This window comes from Curtobacterium sp. MCLR17_051, from assembly GCF_003234395.1.
GTDB lineage: Bacteria > Actinomycetota > Actinomycetes > Actinomycetales > Microbacteriaceae > Curtobacterium > Curtobacterium flaccumfaciens.
On the sequence record NZ_QKTA01000002.1, the window covers coordinates 120,313 to 137,443 of the forward strand.

At 72.7% G+C, this 17,131-nt stretch carries 16 protein-coding genes; 10 read left to right on the top strand and 6 right to left on the bottom strand.

Translation table 11 applies throughout. The features are described 5' to 3' along the window. Positions 1-41: 41 nt before the first annotated feature. The 4 genes from DEJ06_RS03630 to DEJ06_RS03645 are packed head-to-tail and all read left to right on the top strand — an operon-like array spanning position 42 to position 2,689. Positions 42-1,634, top strand: a complete 1,593-nt coding sequence (locus DEJ06_RS03630) for an AlkA N-terminal domain-containing protein (RefSeq protein WP_111038458.1) — start codon at positions 42-44, stop codon at positions 1,632-1,634. Beyond that, positions 1,631-2,143: a methylated-DNA--[protein]-cysteine S-methyltransferase gene (locus DEJ06_RS03635; protein ID WP_111038459.1), complete on the top strand. Its 513-nt coding sequence runs from the start codon at positions 1,631-1,633 to the stop codon at positions 2,141-2,143. Before DEJ06_RS03630 ends, DEJ06_RS03635 begins: the two co-directional genes overlap by 4 nt. A gap of 28 nt (positions 2,144-2,171) precedes the next feature. Further along, entirely contained in the window at positions 2,172-2,432 is a 261-nt protein-coding gene (locus DEJ06_RS03640) for a type II toxin-antitoxin system prevent-host-death family antitoxin (protein ID WP_071250100.1), read from the top strand. After that, positions 2,429-2,689, top strand: coding sequence for a type II toxin-antitoxin system RelE/ParE family toxin (locus DEJ06_RS03645; protein ID WP_071250103.1), 261 nt, complete (start codon positions 2,429-2,431; stop codon positions 2,687-2,689). The genes DEJ06_RS03640 and DEJ06_RS03645 overlap by 4 nt, the downstream gene beginning before the upstream one ends. Positions 2,690-2,693: 4 nt before the next feature. Here DEJ06_RS03645 and DEJ06_RS03650 read toward each other — a convergent pair whose 3' ends face one another. Both DEJ06_RS03650 and DEJ06_RS03655 read right to left on the bottom strand, forming a co-directional pair. Continuing rightward, on the bottom strand, positions 2,694-3,287 hold the full coding sequence (locus tag DEJ06_RS03650; protein ID WP_111038460.1) for a TetR/AcrR family transcriptional regulator: 594 nt from the start codon (positions 3,285-3,287) through the stop codon (positions 2,694-2,696). 9 nt (positions 3,288-3,296) lie between these two features. Next, positions 3,297-3,863 (bottom strand): hypothetical protein, encoded by a 567-nt coding sequence (locus DEJ06_RS03655; protein ID WP_111038461.1) that lies wholly within the window; start codon positions 3,861-3,863, stop codon positions 3,297-3,299. Between the two features lie 211 nt (positions 3,864-4,074). Between DEJ06_RS03655 and DEJ06_RS03660 the strand changes: the two genes are divergently transcribed. From DEJ06_RS03660 to DEJ06_RS03670, 3 genes are all read left to right on the top strand, one after another. Then, the gene (locus DEJ06_RS03660; protein ID WP_111038462.1) at positions 4,075-4,896 is read left to right on the top strand and encodes an alpha/beta fold hydrolase; all 822 of its coding nucleotides are present in this window, start codon (positions 4,075-4,077) and stop codon (positions 4,894-4,896) included. Positions 4,897-4,914: 18 nt separating this feature from the next. Then, positions 4,915-5,787, top strand: coding sequence for a hypothetical protein (locus tag DEJ06_RS03665; protein WP_110859458.1), 873 nt, complete (start codon positions 4,915-4,917; stop codon positions 5,785-5,787). 207 nt (positions 5,788-5,994) lie between these two features. Then, entirely contained in the window at positions 5,995-7,470 is a 1,476-nt protein-coding gene (locus DEJ06_RS03670; RefSeq protein ID WP_111038463.1) for an APC family permease, read from the top strand. Positions 7,471-7,611: 141 nt separating this feature from the next. Here DEJ06_RS03670 and DEJ06_RS03675 read toward each other — a convergent pair whose 3' ends face one another. Continuing rightward, the gene (locus DEJ06_RS03675; protein ID WP_111038464.1) at positions 7,612-8,343 is read right to left on the bottom strand and encodes a LysE/ArgO family amino acid transporter; all 732 of its coding nucleotides are present in this window, start codon (positions 8,341-8,343) and stop codon (positions 7,612-7,614) included. 69 nt (positions 8,344-8,412) lie between these two features. On the opposite strand from DEJ06_RS03675, the gene DEJ06_RS03680 reads away from it, so the two are divergent. After that, positions 8,413-9,333, top strand: a complete 921-nt coding sequence (locus tag DEJ06_RS03680; protein ID WP_111038465.1) for a LysR family transcriptional regulator ArgP — start codon at positions 8,413-8,415, stop codon at positions 9,331-9,333. Here the strand turns inward: DEJ06_RS03680 and DEJ06_RS03685 are convergent. Beyond that, on the bottom strand, positions 9,324-10,103 hold the full coding sequence (locus tag DEJ06_RS03685; protein WP_111038466.1) for an Fpg/Nei family DNA glycosylase: 780 nt from the start codon (positions 10,101-10,103) through the stop codon (positions 9,324-9,326). The genes DEJ06_RS03680 and DEJ06_RS03685 overlap by 10 nt on opposite strands. A 50-nt stretch (positions 10,104-10,153) precedes the next feature. After that, complete coding sequence (locus DEJ06_RS03690) at positions 10,154-14,911, bottom strand: DEAD/DEAH box helicase (RefSeq protein ID WP_111038467.1); 4,758 nt, start codon at positions 14,909-14,911, stop codon at positions 10,154-10,156. 160 nt (positions 14,912-15,071) lie between these two features. Here DEJ06_RS03690 and DEJ06_RS03695 point away from each other — a divergent pair, with 160 nt between their 5' ends. Continuing rightward, complete coding sequence (locus DEJ06_RS03695) at positions 15,072-15,746, top strand: PadR family transcriptional regulator (RefSeq protein ID WP_111038468.1); 675 nt, start codon at positions 15,072-15,074, stop codon at positions 15,744-15,746. A gap of 71 nt (positions 15,747-15,817) precedes the next feature. Here the strand turns inward: DEJ06_RS03695 and DEJ06_RS03700 are convergent, their stop codons facing one another. After that, positions 15,818-16,438: an alpha/beta hydrolase gene (locus DEJ06_RS03700; protein ID WP_111038469.1), complete on the bottom strand. Its 621-nt coding sequence runs from the start codon at positions 16,436-16,438 to the stop codon at positions 15,818-15,820. Positions 16,439-16,511: 73 nt separating this feature from the next. On the opposite strand from DEJ06_RS03700, the gene DEJ06_RS03705 reads away from it, so the two are divergent. Then, complete coding sequence (locus DEJ06_RS03705) at positions 16,512-17,054, top strand: NUDIX hydrolase family protein (protein WP_071406188.1); 543 nt, start codon at positions 16,512-16,514, stop codon at positions 17,052-17,054. Positions 17,055-17,131: the final 77 nt, after the last annotated feature.

Sequence of the window (17,131 nt, forward strand, 5' to 3'; positions counted from 1 at the left end):
TCCCGCCAGTCGACGTCGGCGGCGCATGTCAGGCTGAGTCCATGACCACCCCGGACACCGACGCGCAGCCTGACGCGCTGCACGCCGAGCGGCACCGCGCCGTCGCCTCCCGCGACGCGCGCTTCGACGGCCAGTTCGTCACCGCCGTGCACTCCACCGGCATCTACTGCCGGCCCAGCTGCCCGGCCCGCACGCCGAGGGTCTCCGGCGTCACCTTCTACCGCACGAGCGCCGCAGCGCACCTGGCCGGCTTCCGCGCCTGCAAGCGCTGCCTGCCCGAGGCGACCCCCGGCAGCCCCGAGTGGGACCTGCGCGAGGACGTCGCCGGCCGGGCGATGCGACTCGTCCTCGATGGTGTCGTCGAGCGCGACGGCGTCCCCGGGCTCGCCGCGCGTGTGGGGTACTCGGAGCGGCAGCTCAACCGCATCATGACGGCCGAGCTGGGCGCCGGGCCGAAGGCGCTCAGTCGGGCGCACCGGGCGCAGACCGCGCGGACCCTGCTCACCTCGTCCGACCTGCCCGTCGCCGACGTCGCGTTCGCCGCAGGCTTCGCCAGCGTCCGGCAGTTCAACGACACCGTGCGCGAGGTCTTCGCCGTCACCCCGACGGAGCTCCGCGCACGGCGGTCCGGGCGAGGCGACGGTGCCACGGACGGCGGCGACGGCGCACTGAACGTCCACCTGCCGGCCCGGGCGCCGTTCGACGCGCAGGGCCTGCTCGACTGGCACGCGCTGCACGCCCTGCCGGGCACGGAGCAGGTGGACACCGACCCCACGGGCCGGGTCACGTCGTACGGGCGGCTGGTCGACCTGCCTGGAGGCCCGGGCTGGTTCAGCGCGTCGGCCGCCGTCCCCGACGTGGCCGGGCGGGGCACCGGGATCGACCTGCGCGTGCGGGTCACCGACCTCTCCGACCTGCCCGCGCTCGTGGCGCGGGTGCGTGCGCTGTTCGACCTCGACGCCGACCCGGTCGCCGTCGACGCCGTCCTCGGAGCCGTGCCCGAGCTCGCCGGACCCGTCGCGCGGGTGCCCGGCCTCCGGCTCCCCGGCGCGGTGGACGCGCACGAGATCGTGTTCCGCACCCTGATCGGGCAGCAGGTCTCGGTGGCCGCGGCGCGCACGGCGCAGACCCGGCTCGTGGCGGCACTCGGAGCGACGGTGCCGGACGCCATCCGGCCCGGCGGACTGCTGTTCCCGTCCGCGGTGGCGATCGCCGAACGCGGGCACGAGGTGCTGCGCGGCCCCGCCGCCCGCGTCGACACGATCCTGCGGGTGGCGGCGGCGCTCGCCGACGGGTCCCTGGTGGTGGACGGTGGGCAGTCCCTCGGTGACCTGCGCGACGGACTCCTCGCGGTGAAGGGCATCGGGCCGTGGACCGCCGACTACGTCGCGCTGCGGGTCCGGCACCACCCCGACATCTTCCTCCACAGCGACCTCGCCGTGCGGAACGGTGCACAGGAACTCGGGCTGCCCGGAACGGCGCGCGAGCTCTCCCTATGGTCGGAGCAGGTGGCCCCCTGGCGGAGCTACCTCACGATGCACTGCTGGCGACCGATCATCGACCGCGCGATGACCGCGACCGCCGGCGCCCGTGCAGCCCGTGCCCCCGAGGACCCCCGGAAGGACGACCGATGACCGACGCAACCATCCAGATCCTGGACACCCCCGACGGGGCGTTCACCGTGCTCGAAGACGCCGAGGGCAGGGTCCTCGCGTCCGGGTGGACCGACTCCGTCGAGCGGATCCTCGCCCGTCTGGCCGACCGCCACCGTCCCGACCGGGTGCTCGACGGCGTGGTCGCCTCGGCCGACGCGGTCGACGCCTTCTACTCGGGCGAGGTCGAGCACGCCATGCAGGTGCCCGTGCGCCAGTTCGGCACGGAGCTCTTCACCGAGGGGTGGCGCCAGCTCCGCCGGATCCCCGCCGGCGGCACCCTGACCTACACCGGGTTCGCGGCTGCGATGGGCCGGCCCGACGCCGTGCGGGCGGCGGCGAGCGTGTGTGCCCGGAACGCCCCGGCGCTCTTCGTCCCGTGCCACCGGGTGTTGCGCTCGGACGGCACGCTCGGGGGCTTCGCGTGGGGGCTCGACGTCAAGCGGTCCCTGCTCGAACGGGAGTCGGTCGGCACCACGGCACTCGTTTGACTTGTACAAAACGCTCTAGAATGTACAGGTGAGCGAAGTGTCGATCTCCGAAGCCCGTGGCCGCCTGGCGTCGATCATCGACGACGCCCGGCACGAACCCGTCTACCTGACCCGGCGCAACAAGCGCGTCGCAGCCGTCGTCGACGCGGCCGTCCTCGACCGGTTGCTCGAGGCGGCCGAGGACCTGGACGACCTGAAGGCGGTGGAAGAGGCCCGACTCGAGAACGAGCGCATCGGCGGCGAGAACGTCAAGTGGGAGGACCTCAGGCGCGAACTCGGTCTGGGATGACCTACGACATCGAGTTCGAGCCGAGTGCGGGGCGTGCCATCCGCAAACTGCCGCCACATGCCCGACGACTCGTCGAAGGGGTTCTCGCGATCCTGGCTGACGAGCCACGTCCACCCGCGGCTCGTCGACTCGTCAACAGCCCGGAATGGCGTGTCCGGGTCGGTGACTACCGCGTGATCTACCTGATCGACGATGGGCGGCTCGTGGTCGTCGTCGTGCGCGCCGGGCACCGGCGCGAGGTCTACCGGGGTCGTTGAGGCGTCAGGCGATCGCGCCGCGCAGGCTGTCCACGTGCAGTTCGACGAGCGCCAGGACCCGCTCGGGCGCACGTGCCGCCGGATCCCACGTGTGCTCGACCGCCAGCCCGTCGATCAGCGCGTGCAGCCGGTCGACCTCGTCGGTCAGGTCGCGACCGTCGCCGAAGCCGCCGTCCTCACGCAGGATCTCCAGCGCCCGGGTGCCCACCCGGCGGACCCCGTCGTTCAGGCGTCGGGCACTCGCGGCCAGGTGGTCGTCGGTGCGCGCGAGCACGCCGAGCTGCACCTGCGCCAGGATCTCGGTCGTGCGCTCGGCGTCGAGCGGCAGCACCTGGGCGAGGACGTCCAGTGCGAGCGCACGACCCGTCGAACGCAGGGCGGCGAGCCGAACGGTGACCCGTTCCTCGATGATCGTCAGGCAGTGCTCGCGCAGGGCGTGCTGTGTCGGGAACACGCGGCGGAGTGACGCCGGGGCGATGCCGGCCTCGTCCGCGACGTTCCGCACGGACAGCGCGCTGAGGCCGTCCCGCTCCAGGATCCGCAGGCAGGCCGCGGCCACCAGGCTTCCCCGTTCCTCGAGGTCGACACGGCGGGGCACCGGGTCAGCCTACGGCCGGCTCGAAGCTCCGGCCGGGTCCGCGGCTGCGGTGGTGACTCGGCGCGGCCAGATCGTGTAACTGATCGCCCACAGCAGTTCGACGCCCAGGACCACCCCGAGCAGTGCGACCGTGCCCTGCAGCTCGTCCGTGCGCTCCGGGTCGCCGACGACGAGGACGAGCGCACCGATGATCCCGCCGGCGATCAGCACGGCGAGCCCGGTCCGCAGCACGTCGCCCCAGCACCGGGCCGTGTACCGCCGTCCACTCAGACGCGCCGGCGCGGGACCCCCGGCGAACCGGTGCGTGAACCGGACATCCGCCCACGCGATCATCCGGTGCCCGTACGCGACCGAGAAGCCGATGTAGATCGCCGCGAGTCCGTGGTGCCACGACGCGGTTCCGCCACCGAGCAGGTCGACAGTGACGACCGCGAGCAGCACGAGGTCGATCACGGGTGCCGCGACGAGCATCGCCGCACCCGTGCGTGGCCGTCGCAGCAGGTACCGGGTGGTCAGGCCGCCGAGGATCGCGACCCAGAAGGCGATCTCGCAGGCGACGATGGCGATGAGTGTCATGGTTCCCCGTTGCAGTGCCGGTGTTCGTTTGAGTACAGGTGTACTCAAACAGCATGACACCGCGACCACCACGGTGTCGAGTGGCGGGGTTCTGCCCCTGGAAGCGGGGGGAGACACGGACTCCCATGCCTGCGACACTCGGAGGACCGGTAATCCGCACGGTCCCCTCCGAGGCCCGACGCATCGCCGTCGACAGCTCGCAAAGGACCCCATGCTCCCTCCAGTCGACCGAACGGTCGTCTCCTCCGACGGCACCAACATCGCCGTCTCCGAGGCAGGGGACGGGCCGGCGGTCGTCGTCGTGGGCGGTGCCTTCGACCACCGCGGGACCCCGTACCTCGACCGCGTGGTCGCCGAGCTCGGCTCGACCCACCGCGTGGTGACCTACGACCGCCGTGGCCGTGGTGCCAGCGGTGACTCCGCGACGTGGGCCATCGAGCGCGAGGTCGACGACCTGCGGGCCGTCGTCGAGAGCATCGGCGCACCGACCACCGCCGTCGGCATCTGCGTCGGCGCCGGTGTCGTCCTGCACGGGCTCGCCACCGGACTGCCCGTCGACGGCGCCGTCCTGTGGGAACCGCCGTACCGCGCCTCCGTCGACCCGCACGCCGACGACGTCGTGTTCGCCGACCTGCTCGACGAGCACGTCGGTGCCGGCCGCCGAGCCCAGGCCGTCCGTGGGTTCCTGACCCAGGTGCTCGGGGTCCCGATGGGCCAGGTCACGGCACTGCGGCTCAAGGGGTCGCTCTGGCGCTCCCTGGTGGTCGACGCCCACGTGCTCAGCCGCGAGGTCCGGGTACTGAACGGCCTCGCCGTGCCCGAGCGGGTCGCTGCCGCCGTGGGTGTGCCGGTGCTCGTCGGCGCCGGTGGCGACGGACTCGAGTGGATGCGCCGTGCGGCCCGCGCCGTGGTCGACGCCGTCCCGGGCTCGGAGTACGCCGAGGTGCCCGGGCAGGGACACGTCCCCGCTCCCGCGGCCCTCGGAGCCCTGATCGACCGCGTCCGGAGCCGGATCGCCTCGCCCAGCAGCTGACTGCGAGAGGATGGGCGGGTGAACGCACCCCGCCTCGGTCTCCTGCTCGACGTCGACGGGCCCATCGCCAGCCCGGTCTCCCGCACCATCGCGATCCCGAGCATCGTCGCGGACCTCGTCGCGCTCGCCGCCGAGGGCATCCCGATCGTCTTCAACACCGGCCGCAGCGACGCCTTCATCCGCTCCGAGGTCGTCGGTCCGCTGCTCGCCGGGGGTCTCGCCGAGGGTGGCCGGGTCCACGCCGTCTGCGAGAAGGGTGCCGTGTGGTGCTCGATCGGTCCGCAGTACGACGGCGGCATGGGTGAGCTGACCGTCGCCGAGGACCTCGCCCTGCCGCGGGACTACGCCGACGAGATGCGCGAGCTGGTCCGCGACGAGTACGCGGACCTGGTGTTCTTCGACGAGACGAAGCGCGCCATGGTGTCGATCGAGCAGCGCGTCGAGGTGCCGAACGCCACCTACCTGGCCCGCCAGCCGGAGTTCGACGCGAAGGCCATGGCCGCACTCGAGCGTCGCGGGCTCGGTGTCCGCCGCCTCGACGACGTCCGACCCGACGCCGACGGCGCCGTGCAGTGGCGCATCGACCCGACGATCATCTCGACCGACGTCGAGTCCGACCGCAGCGGCAAGGACCTGGGGGCCGAGCGCTCGCTCGAGCTCCTCGGGCAGGACGGCGAGCTCCCGGTCACCTGGCGCACCGTGGGGGACTCCCGCAGCGACTACGCCATGGCGGACTGGCTGCACGCCCACGGCCACGAGGTCGCGCACGTCGACGTCCGTCCCGCCGACGGGGTGCCGGCCACGCCGTACCCGGTGCTCACCGCGCCCGACGGCGTGATCCACGACGAGGCCGGAGCCCGGTTCCTGGCGGACTGGCGCGCCGGCCGCTGACGCGAGCACACCCGCATCCCGCTGACGCGGCCGCAACCGCGGCCCTGGACGCACCCATCGGCTGGCCGAGCGGTACGCGCCGGACTGCCGCCGCGCCTCCCGGCCGTCGCCGGACCGGACCACCGTCCGGGCGGACGCTTTGCGTGACACAGTGGTACACCAGTACCCTTCCGAGGTCCGCCGCCAGCCGATGACGGGATCCACCCCATGGCAACGAAGCTCCGCATCAAGTCGATCGAGGCCTCCCTGGCCGACTCCGAGGAGCAGGGCAGGTCCCTGAAACGCTCCCTGAAGACGTTCGACATCGCCGCGATGGGGATCGCGGTCGCCGTCGGCGCCGGCATCTTCTCGGTCGGCGCGAACGCCGCCGCGAACTTCGCCGGGCCCGGCGTCATCATCTCCTTCCTGCTCGCCGCCGTCACCTGCGGCCTGGCGATCATGTGCTACGCCGAGTTCGCGTCGACGATCCCCGTCGCCGGCTCCGCGTACACGTTCACCTACGCCACGATGGGTGAGCTGCTCGCCTGGATCGTGGGCTGGGACCTCATCCTCGAGACCCTCACGGCCAGTGCTGTGATCGCGAAGTACTGGGGGATCTACCTCAGCACCGCGTTCGACGTCTTCGGCATCACCCTGCCGAGCACGATCCAGCTCGGGCCGATCCCCTTCACCTGGGGGCCGGTGCTCATCGTCGGGATCTTCACGGTGCTCCTCGCCTTCGGCACCCGCCTGTCGTCGCGGGTGTCGGCGGTCATCACCGTCATCAAGGTCGCGATCGTCGTGTTCGTCATCGTCGCCGGTGCGTTCTTCGTCAAGGCCGCGAACTTCACGCCGTTCATCCCGCCGGCCGAGCCTGCCAAGGGTGCCGAGGGCAGCGTCTGGACCCAGTCGCTCGTGTCCTGGTTCACCGGTGCCGAGCCCGCCCAGTACGGCGTCTTCGGCCTGCTCGCCGCGGCGTCCCTGGTGTTCTTCGCCTTCATCGGTTTCGACGTCGTCGCCACGAGCGCGGAGGAGACCGAGAACCCGCAGAAGACCCTGCCGCGCGGCATCTTCATCGGCCTCGGCATCGTGACCCTGCTCTACGTCGGCGTCAGCATCGTCATCACCGGCATGGTCTCGTACCAGCGCCTGGCCGAGGAGAAGGCGCCGTCCCTGGCGTCGGCGTTCGACATCGTCGGGCTGCCGTGGGCCGCCGGCATCATCGCCATCGGCTCCCTGATCGGTCTGACCACCGTCGTCATGGTGCTGCTGCTCGGCCTGTCCCGCATCGTCTTCTCGATGAGCCGCGACGGCCTGCTGCCCCGCTGGTTCTCGAAGACCAAGCCGAAGACGCAGACCCCGGTGCGCGTGCAGGTCGTCGCCGGTGTCGTCGTGGCGCTGCTGGCAGGGTTCACCGCGGTCGACAAGCTCGAGGGCATGATCAACATCGGCACGCTGTCCGCGTTCGTCCTGGTGTCGATCGGCATCGTCGTGCTGCGTCGTTCGCGACCCGACGCCCCGCGGGCCTTCCGGGTGCCGTGGTCGCCCGTGCTGCCGATCATCTCGGCGGTGCTGTGCTTCTGGCTGATGCTGAACCTCGAGGTCGAGACCTGGCTCCGGTTCGTCGTCTGGCTGGCCATCGGCTTCGTCATCTACTTCGGCTACAGCCGTCGGCACAGCCGCGTCGGCCAGCGCATGCAGTAGGGCGGCTCCGCGGGTCGGCCTGGCCCGCAAAACACCGGTGTTCGCACGTTGCACACCCGCAGACCGCGGCGCGACGTGTGGACACCGGTGTTTTGCATCCACCGCCCGCCCGCCCGCCGCGCCGCCCGGGCGCCGCCGCCGCTACGCGCCGACGAGCAGCAGCACGCCGAACGCGAGCATCACGACGGCGACCAGGCCGTCGAACACCCGCCAGGTCAGCGGCTTCTCGAACAGCGGCCGCAGCAGGCGTCCGCCGAACCCGAGCGCACCGAACCACAGGCAGCTCGCTGCGACGGCACCGATCGTCCAGAGCCACCGGTCGTCCGCACCCTGCTGGTTCGCCACCGACCCGAGGAACACCAGCGTGTCCAGGTAGACGTGCGGGTTCGCCCACGTGAAGACGAGCATGGTCAGCACGGCCGTCCGCATGGTCACCACCTGGTCGGGAGGCGCGGTGCGCGTCCGCCCCGCCGCCACCGTCGTGCCGGTGGTCGCGTCGACCCCCGCGCCTGCGCCCGCACCGGAGCCCACGACTCCGTCGTCGGCCGCCTCGTCGGCGACCCGCATCGCGTCCCCCGAGGGCCGCAGCGCACGCCGCGCTGCGAGCACTCCGTACGTGAGCAGGAACGCGGCACCGATGAACCGGATCACCAGGAGCGCCACGGGGAACCGCTCGACCACGGCGCCGACCCCGAGCACGCCGGCGACGATGAGCAGCGCATCCGAGACCGCGCACACCACGACGGCAGCGGCCACCACCCGGAGCCCGGCGCTCACGGCGAGGCGCAGCAGGTACGTGTTCTGCACACCGATCGCGACGATCAGTGCGAGGCCGGTGCCGAGGCCGGAGAGCAGGGGCAGGAGCGTGGTCACGGTCCGACGCTAGGGCCGGGCGTCGGTGTAGTACAGCTCACGTTCCTGCAGCCCCGTAAGCTCAGCTGCATGACCCGGTTCCAGCGCGAGCACCTCGAGACGCTGCTCGCCGCCGTCGACCACGGCACGCTCGATGCGGCGGCCCGTGCGCTGGCGATCACCCCGTCGGCGGTCTCGCAGCGGATCAAGTCGATGGAGCAGCAGGTCGGCCGGGTCCTGCTCCAGCGCACCACCCCGGTGCGCCCGACCGCGGACGGCGCAGTCGTGCTCCGGCACGCACGGCAGGTCCGGCTGCTCGACGAGGAGACCTCCCGAGCCCTCGGCGGTGGAACGTCGGTGGTGCCGTCGATCCCGCTGGCCGTGAACGCCGACTCGCTCGGCACCTGGTTCCTCGACGCCCTCGCCCTCGTCCGGGCCGACACCGAGGTGGTGTTCGACCTGCACCGCGAGGACCAGGACCGCACCGCCGAACTGCTCCGCGCCGGCACGGTGATGGGTGCCGTGACGGCCGAGGCGGATCCGGTGCAGGGCTGCTCGTCGGTGCCGCTCGGCATCGACCGGTACCGGGCGGTGGCGTCCCCGGCGTTCGTCGCCCGCTACCTCGGCGACACCGGCACCGAGCGGCGGATGCTCCGGCGGCTCGACGAGGTCCCGCTCGTCGACTACGACCGCGACGACGACCTGCAGCAGGGGTACCTGCGTCAGGTCCTCGGCCACGCTCCCGGCGGCCCGCGCCACTTCGTCCCGACCTCTGCCGACTTCGCCCGTGCGGTCACGCTCGGGTTCGGGTGGGGACTGCTGCCCGAGGCGCAGTGCCTCGAGGCGATCGACCGCGGTGTCCTGGTCGAGCTGGCCCCGGGTCGGCACGCCGACGTGGCGCTGTGGTGGCAGCGCTGGAACCTGGCGTCACCCCTGCTCGAACGGGTCACCGACGCCGTCCGTGCGACCGCGTCGTCGCGACTGCACCCCGCGCGACAGCGTCAAGACTGACAGCGCGGACACCAGTACGTGTCGCGCAGGGTGAGTTCCGAGTCGCCGAGTTCGCCGTGCCGGATCGGGGTCCCGCACCGCAGACACGGCTTGCCGGCACGGCCGTAGACCCAGAACCGTCGGCCGGGGCGGTCGACGCCGGTGGTGACGCGGGCACTGCGGTCGCGGTTCGCCAGGATCAGTCGGCTGGCGAGCGTGATCGTCCGCGTCGGGTCCGGCACCTGCCCGACCGGACGCGTGGGCAGCACCCCGCGCAGGAAGCAGAGTTCGTTCCGGTACACGTTGCCGAGCCCGGCGAGCACCCGCTGGTCGAGCAGTGCCAGCCCGACCGGGCGTTCGGGGTCCTCGGTCAGGTTGGCGAGCGCGAGGTCGGCGTCCCAGTCGGGGCCGAGCAGGTCCGGCCCCAGGTGTCCGACGACCTCGGACTCCTGGTCGCGCGGCACGACCTCGAGCACTCCGAGGGCGAAGCCGACGGTGGAGACCCCCTCCGCCTCCAGGACCGCCCGGGCCTGGTGCGCCGGACGTCGCCAGCGGTCACCGGGCGCGTAGACGTCCCACCGGCCCTCCATCTTCAGGTGCGAGTGCACGGTCAGGTCGCCGATGCGGTGCAGCAGGTGCTTGCCGCGGGGGACGACCTCGTCGACGGTGCGGCCGACCAGGTCGAGGGTCGCGAACGCTGGGACGCGGAAGTCACTCTTCGTCAGGACCTTGCCCGCCAGCGCGGTGTGCAGGCGGCGGGCAGCGCGGTAGACGGTGTCGCCTTCAGGCACGGGTCACCTCCGGCAGATGGTCGCCGCACTGCCGGGAGGCGCGGCTCGCCTCACACACGGAGCCGCAGCCCCTGCGGGGTCGCCGTGAACCCCGCGGCCCGGAGCGCGCCGCCGAGCGGCGTCTCCAGCACGAAGTCCCCGTCGACCCGCTCGACCGAGAGCTTCCGCAGCCCGGTCCGGACGATGCCGGCGATCGAGGCGGCGGCGGCAGCGAGGTCGGCGGCGTCGTCGGTGAAGGTGAGCACCGACTTGCCGCCGCGCTCCACGTACACGGTGAGCTTGCCGTCGACGGTCGTGACGAGGGCACCCGCCTTGCGCCCGGGCCGGTGGCCCCGAGCCGTCTTCGCACCGCTGCCGACCGCGGTCTCAGGCGGGGCGGCTCCGCCGTCGTCGGCCACGAGACCGGGGTCGGCGTCGCCCGTCGGCCACGGCAGCGAGGCCCCGAACGGGTTCGCCGGGTCGGTCGCGGCGAGCGTGAGCGCCTCGCGCTTCCGGTCCGGGTCGTCGCGCTCGTCGTCGCCGAGTTCGCGGGCGTAGGTGCGCAGCCGGTCGACGGTCGGGCCGGTGGCGAACTGGGCGGCACCGAGCCCCTCGACGAAGTACCCGCGACGAGCCCGACCGGACTCCTCGAAGCGCGAGAGCACCCGGTACACCCCGGCGAAGCCGCCGCGGACACCTTCGACCTGCACGGCACCGCGGGTGACGACGCCGTAGCGTTCGAGCAGCTGTTCGGCGGTCGCCGCGGCCCGCACGGTCGAGTCGGACTCGGCCAGCGGCAGGAGCGACCAACGACCCCCGACGGACGGCGGCCCGGACTGCGTCGGCATGGTCGGACGCCGACGGCCGCGGTAGGCCCGAGCACGCGGAGCGCTCGAGCTCTTCGCCTTGCCGCCGAGCATCGAGCGCAGCGGGGCGAACGTGTCGTTCGTGATCTGCCCGGCCCAGACCAGGTCCCACAGCGCTGTGGTGAGCGCCTGGTCGTCACTGCTGCCCACGGCCTGGCCCAGCTGCCGGAAGAAGTACGCGCCACCGCCGGCCAGGGCGCCGAGCACGTCCCGCTGCAGTTCGGTCGTCTCGTCCCCGGAGGGCTCGGCGAGCGTCGTCGCCGCGGTGTCGGCCAGGTGCAGGCGCACCCAGCCGTCGTTGCCCGGAAGGGTGCCCCCGCCGGACCACAGGACCTCACCGGTGGCGGTGAGCTCGTCGAGCATGCTCGTCGAGTAGTCGGTGACGCGCGACGGCAGCACCAGGGTCTCCCAGGCGCTGGCGGGCAGGGCGACCCCGGCGAGCTGGTCGATCACCTGCAGGACGCCGTCGACGCCACGGAGCCCGCCGCGGGTCCCGGGGGTCTGCACGTGCTGCCACGCGGGCAGGAACCGTGCGAGGGTGTCCGGCGAGACCGGCTCGACCTCGTGCCGCAGCGCTGCGAGGGACTTCGTGCGGATCCGTCGCAGGACCTCGGCGTCACACCACTCGGCACCCTGGCGGTCGGGTCTGAACTCGCCCTCCACCACCCGGCGGTCGGCGACGAGTCGGCGCAGGGTGTCCTGCACGATGGCGATGCCCAGCCCGAGGCGACCGGCGGCCTCCTGCGCGGAGAACGGCCCGTGCGACCGGGCGTAGCGGCCGATCAGGTCACCGAGGGGATCGGCCACGGGCTCGATGAACGCCGTGGGCACACCGATCGGCAGCGGGACCCCGAGGGCGTCCCGCAGACGGGCGGCGTCCTCGATCACGGCCCAGCGCGTCGCCCCGGCGTGCGAGAACGAGAGCACCCGGCGGTCCCGCTCCAACACCTGGAGCGTGCTCCGCAGTTCGGCGGTGGCCGCTGGACGGTCGGCGGTGTCGGCGAGCCAGCTCCGGTCGACCGCTTCGTCGAGGTCGAGCGCGCCGACGAGCCGCAGCACGTCCACGAGTCCCTCGGCGTCACGGGCACGACGGTCCGGCGAGAGCCGCTGCAGGTCGCGCTCCACCGAGGTGATGACCGCCGGGTCGAGCAGCTCGCGCAGCTCCGCACGGCCGAGCAGCTCGCCGAGCAGGGTCGAGTCGAGCGACAGGGCCGCTGCCCGGCGTTCGGCGAGCGGGGTGTCCCCCTCGTACATGAAGGCCGCGACGTACCCGAACAGGATCGAGCGGGCGAACGGCGACGGCTGCTCGGTCTCCGTCTCGACCAGGCGGATCCGACGTCCGGCGATGTCGTCGGCGATCCCGAGCAGCGCGGGCACGTCGTAGACGTCCTGCAGCACCTCGCGCACGGTCTCGAGCACGATCGGGAACGTCGGGTACTTCTGCGCGACCTCGAGCAGCTGCGAGGCCCGCTGTCGCTGCTGCCAGAGCGGCGACCGCTGCCCGGGGTTCCGTCGGGGCAGCAGCAGGGCGCGCGCCGCACATTCACGGAACCGCGCGGCGAACAGCGCCGAGCCGCCGACCTCGTCGGTGACCAGGGCCTCGAGGTCGTCGCGCTCGAACACGAACAGGTCGGCACCCGGTGGCTCGGCGTCGGTCTCCGGGATGCGGACGACGATGCCGTCGTCGGCCGCCATCGCGTCACCGTCGATGCCGTGCCGTTCGCGCAGCCGTGCGGCGACGGCCAGGGCCCACGGCGCGTGCACCTGCATGCCGTAGGGCGAGTGCAGGATGAGCCGCCAGTCCCCGAGCTCGTCGCGGAACCGCTCGATGACGAGCGTGGTGTCGTTCGGCACGTGACCGGTGGCCGCGCGCTGGTCGCGCAGGAAGGTCAGCAGGTTGGTGATCGCGCGCTCGTCCAGTCCACCGGCGGCGACGCGGGCGCGGGCGTCGTCGTCCGAGGCGCCCTCGACCTCGCGCACGAACGCACCGGTCGCCCGGCCGAGTTCGGCGGGCCGGCCGATGCCGTCGCCCTTCCAGAACGGCACGCGTCCGGGCTGCCCGAAGGCGGGGCTCACGACGACGCGGTCGTGGGTGATCTCCTCGATCCGCCAGCTCGTCGCACCGAGGGCGAAGACGTCGCCCACGCGCGACTCGTAGACCATCTCCTCGTCGAGTTCGCCGACGCGGGACGCCTTCTCGCCGACCATGAAGACGCCGAACATGCCGCGGTCGGGGATCGTCCCGCCGCTCGTCACCGCGAGTCGCTGCGCACCGGGGCGCCCGGTCAGGGTGCCGTGCACGCGGTCCCAGACCAGCCGCGGCCGGAGTTCGGCGAACTCGTCGCTCGGGTACCGGCCCGTGACCAGGTCGAGCGTCGCCTCGAACGCCGATCGGGGCAGGCCGCTGAACGGGGCGCTCCGCCGCACGAGCTCGAACCAGTGCTCGACGTCGAGGGTGTCGATCGCCCCGGCCGCCACGGTGTGCTGCGCCAGGACGTCGAGCGGGTTCGCCGGCACCGAGATCGACTCGATCTGGCCCGTGACCATCCGCTCGACCGTGACCGCGCTGTTGACCAGGTCGGCCCGGTGCTTCGGGAACAGCACGCCGCGGGAGATCTCGCCCACCTGGTGTCCGGCACGACCGACGCGCTGCAGGCCGCTCGCGACGGAGGGCGGCGCTTCGACCTGGACGACCAGGTCGACCTCGCCCATGTCGATGCCGAGCTCGAGTGAACTCGTCGCGACGACGCACCGCAGCCGACCGGACTTCAGGTCGTCCTCGATGATCGCGCGCTGGTCCTTCGACACCGAGCCGTGGTGTGCGCGGGCGAGCACCGGGACGGAGGCGTCCGAGCCCCCGCCGCCCGTCTGCCCGGACCCGCCGATCAGCTGCGCCGGCGGTCGCTTGGCCCCCTGGGGTGCGACGGCGTGCGCCGAGGTGCGGGCCGGTGACTGCGGGCGGCCCCGCGCCACGGGCAGGCCGTCGTCGTCCGGGGACGCACCGGCCGGCACCAGCACGCCGTCACCGGCGGCGGCGAGCACGCGTTCCTCGTGGATCTCGTTCAGTCGAGCAGTCAGCCGTTCGGCCAGCCGCCGCGAGTTCGCGAACACGATGGTCGAGCGGTGTTCCTCGATCAGGTCGACGACGCGCTCTTCGACGTGCGGCCAGATCGACCCGTTCGTCGGCGACTCGGACGCGTCCGCGCCGACCGGCGGCGCCCCGAGCTCGGTCATGTCGTCGACGGGCACGACGACCCGCAGGTCGAAGGTCTTCTGCGCGGGCGGCGCGATGATCGTCACCGGTGCACGGCCGCCGAGGAACCGCGCGACCTCTTCCGGCGGGCGGACGGTCGCGGACAACCCGATGCGCTGCACGGGCTTGTCGAGCAGGTCGTCGAGGCGCTCGAGCGACACGGCCAGGTGTGCGCCGCGCTTGGTCGAGGCGACCGCGTGGACCTCGTCCACGATGACGGTGTCGACGTTCACCAGGGTCTCGCGCGCCTGCGAGGTGAGCATCAGGTAGAGCGACTCGGGCGTGGTGATGAGGATGTCCGGCGGCTGGCGCAGGAGCTTCTGGCGGTCGGACGACGGGGTGTCACCGCTGCGCACACCGACCGTGACGTCGGGCGGTTCGGTGCCGAGGCGGCGTGCGGTCTGGGTGATGCCGACGAGCGGGCTCCGCAGGTTGCGCTCGACGTCGACGCCCAGGGCCTTGAGCGGCGAGACGTAGAGCACGCGCGTGCGCTGCTTCGCCGGTGGACGGTCCGTCGCGCTGATGAGCCGGTCGATCGACCACAGGAACGACGCCAGGGTCTTGCCGGAGCCGGTCGGGGCGATCACGAGTGCGTGCTGCCCGGTCGAGATGGCGTCCCACGCCCCGGCCTGCGCGGGCGTCGGTGCGTCGAAGGCGCCGCGGAACCACTCGGTGGTCGCGGGGGAGAAGCGCTCGAAGACGTCCGTCATGGTCCGTCCCATCCTGCCCGCCACCACCGACAGCAGGCCGAGCGCACGTACCCCTTGACAGAGCGATAGTTACCGATCTATCGTAAACACATCGCGATACGACGAAGACGATCAGGTCAGACCGATCGCGAGCCGACTCAGCACGACGAAAGGACTCCTCATGCGCCCCTCGTATGACGACAACAGCAACACGTCCCCCCGCGACCAGCGCGGGTTCGGCCCGCGCGGCCCCCGCTTCGGCGGCGCGCGGCAGCACCACGGCGCCGGCTTCCCCGGCCGTGACCGCGGTGACCACGACCACGGCGGCCGCGGCTTCGGTGGCCGCGGGTTCGGCCCCGGCTTCGGCCCGGGCATGGGCTTCGGCCCCGGTTTCGGCGGGCCCGGCTTCGGCCGCGAACGCCGTCGCCGCGGTGACGTCCGCCTCGCGATCCTCGGTCTGCTGGCCGAGGGCCCGCAGAACGGGTACGCCGTGATCAAGACCATCGCCGAGCGCACCGGTGGCGCCTGGAAGCCGAGCCCCGGCTCGGTCTACCCGACGCTCCAGCAGCTCGTCGACGAAGACCTCGTGGTCTCGTCGGGCGACGGCCGCAAGACGCTCTTCGAGCTCACCGACGCCGGCAAGGCCGAGACCGAGGCCAAGGCCGACGAGATCGCTGCGGCACTCGACGGGGCCCCGGGCATCCCGGACGCCCAGCGCGAGTTCTTCGAGGCGCTGCGGAAGACCATGGGCGTCCTGCAGATGTACCGCAGCACCGCGACCGAGGAACAGGCCAAGGCCGCCACGGCCAAGGTGGACCAGCTCCGCAAGGACCTGCTCCAGATCCTCGCCGACTGACGGACGTCACCCATGACGGACAGGAGGCCCGGTGCCAGCTGGCACCGGGCCTCCTGTCCGTCGTCGTGCGCCTACACCGCGTCGACGAAGGCCGCCACGTCCGCCAGCTCCGCCGTCGACACGGCGTGCGGCAGGCCCGCGTAGGAACGGTCGGTCACGTCGGTGTGCGCTGCGGCCCACGCCTGCGTCCGGGCGGTGGCCTCGGGCGGGATCACCGGGTCGAGGTCACCGTGCCCCAGGAACACCTGCGGCCGCACGGCCGACACGGCCTCGTCGCGGGAGTCCGTGACGCCCGGCACGACGAAGCCCGACAGCGACACCGCGAACGCGAACGCCGCGGGCCGGGCGCGTAGCAGCTGGAGCGCCATCGAGCCGCCCTGCGAGAACCCGAGCAGCCCGATCCGCGGGTGATCGGCGGCGACGGAGTCGATCCAGTCGAGCACCTCGGCGGTCGCGGCGTCCACCGCCTCGGGCGCTGGGGAGCCGGGCGTGCCGAGCGGGTACCAGCTGAAGCCGGGTCCCCACGGCATCGGCGCGCGGAGCGACGCGACGGTCCACGCGGGCGGCAGCGCGGGGGCGAGCCCGAGCAGGTCGTGCTCGTTGGAGCCCACCCCGTGCATCGCCACGAGCAGGGGTGTGCCCCGCCGGTCGGAGGTACTCCGGGTCCACTGCACCAGGTCCGCATCGATCATGTGGACAACGCTAACCATCCCCAACTCCCGCGCCTTCCGCCGAACTCGCCGCCGTCCCTGGTAGACACGGTGCATGTCCTCGCTGCGCACCCCCGATCCCGACTCCGGCTGGCTGTCCGACGAGGAGCTCGCGAACGTCCGCCGTCGTCTGCCGATCTGCTACGTCGAGGCGGTCCCCGTCCGCACCGACGGCCTCGGCGTCGTGACCGAGGTCGGCGTGCTGCTGCGTGTCTCCCCGAGCGGTTCGATCGCCCGCACCCTGGTGTCCGGCCGTGTGATGTTCGGCGAGTCGATCCGCACCGCGCTGTTCCGCCACCTCGAGAAGGACCTCGGGCCGATGGCGTTCCCGCAGCTGCCCTCGAGTCCGACGCCGTTCACCGTGGCCGAGTACTTCCCGCTGCCCGGCGCCTCGGTGTACACCGACGAGCGGCAGCACGCGATCTCGCTGGCGTACGTCGTCCCCGTCACGGGGACGTGCGAGCCCCGGCAGGACGCCCTCGAGCTCACGTGGATGACCCCGATGGAAGCCGCGTCCGACGCAGTCGCCGACGAGATGGAAGGCGGCCGTGGCGCACTGCTCCGCGCCGGCCTGGCATCGGTCGGCGCCCTCCACTAGTCCGACCAGGGCGTCCGCGCCCGGCGCACGACGAAGCCCCCGGATCCGATCGGATCCGGGGGCTTCGCAGCGCGGTT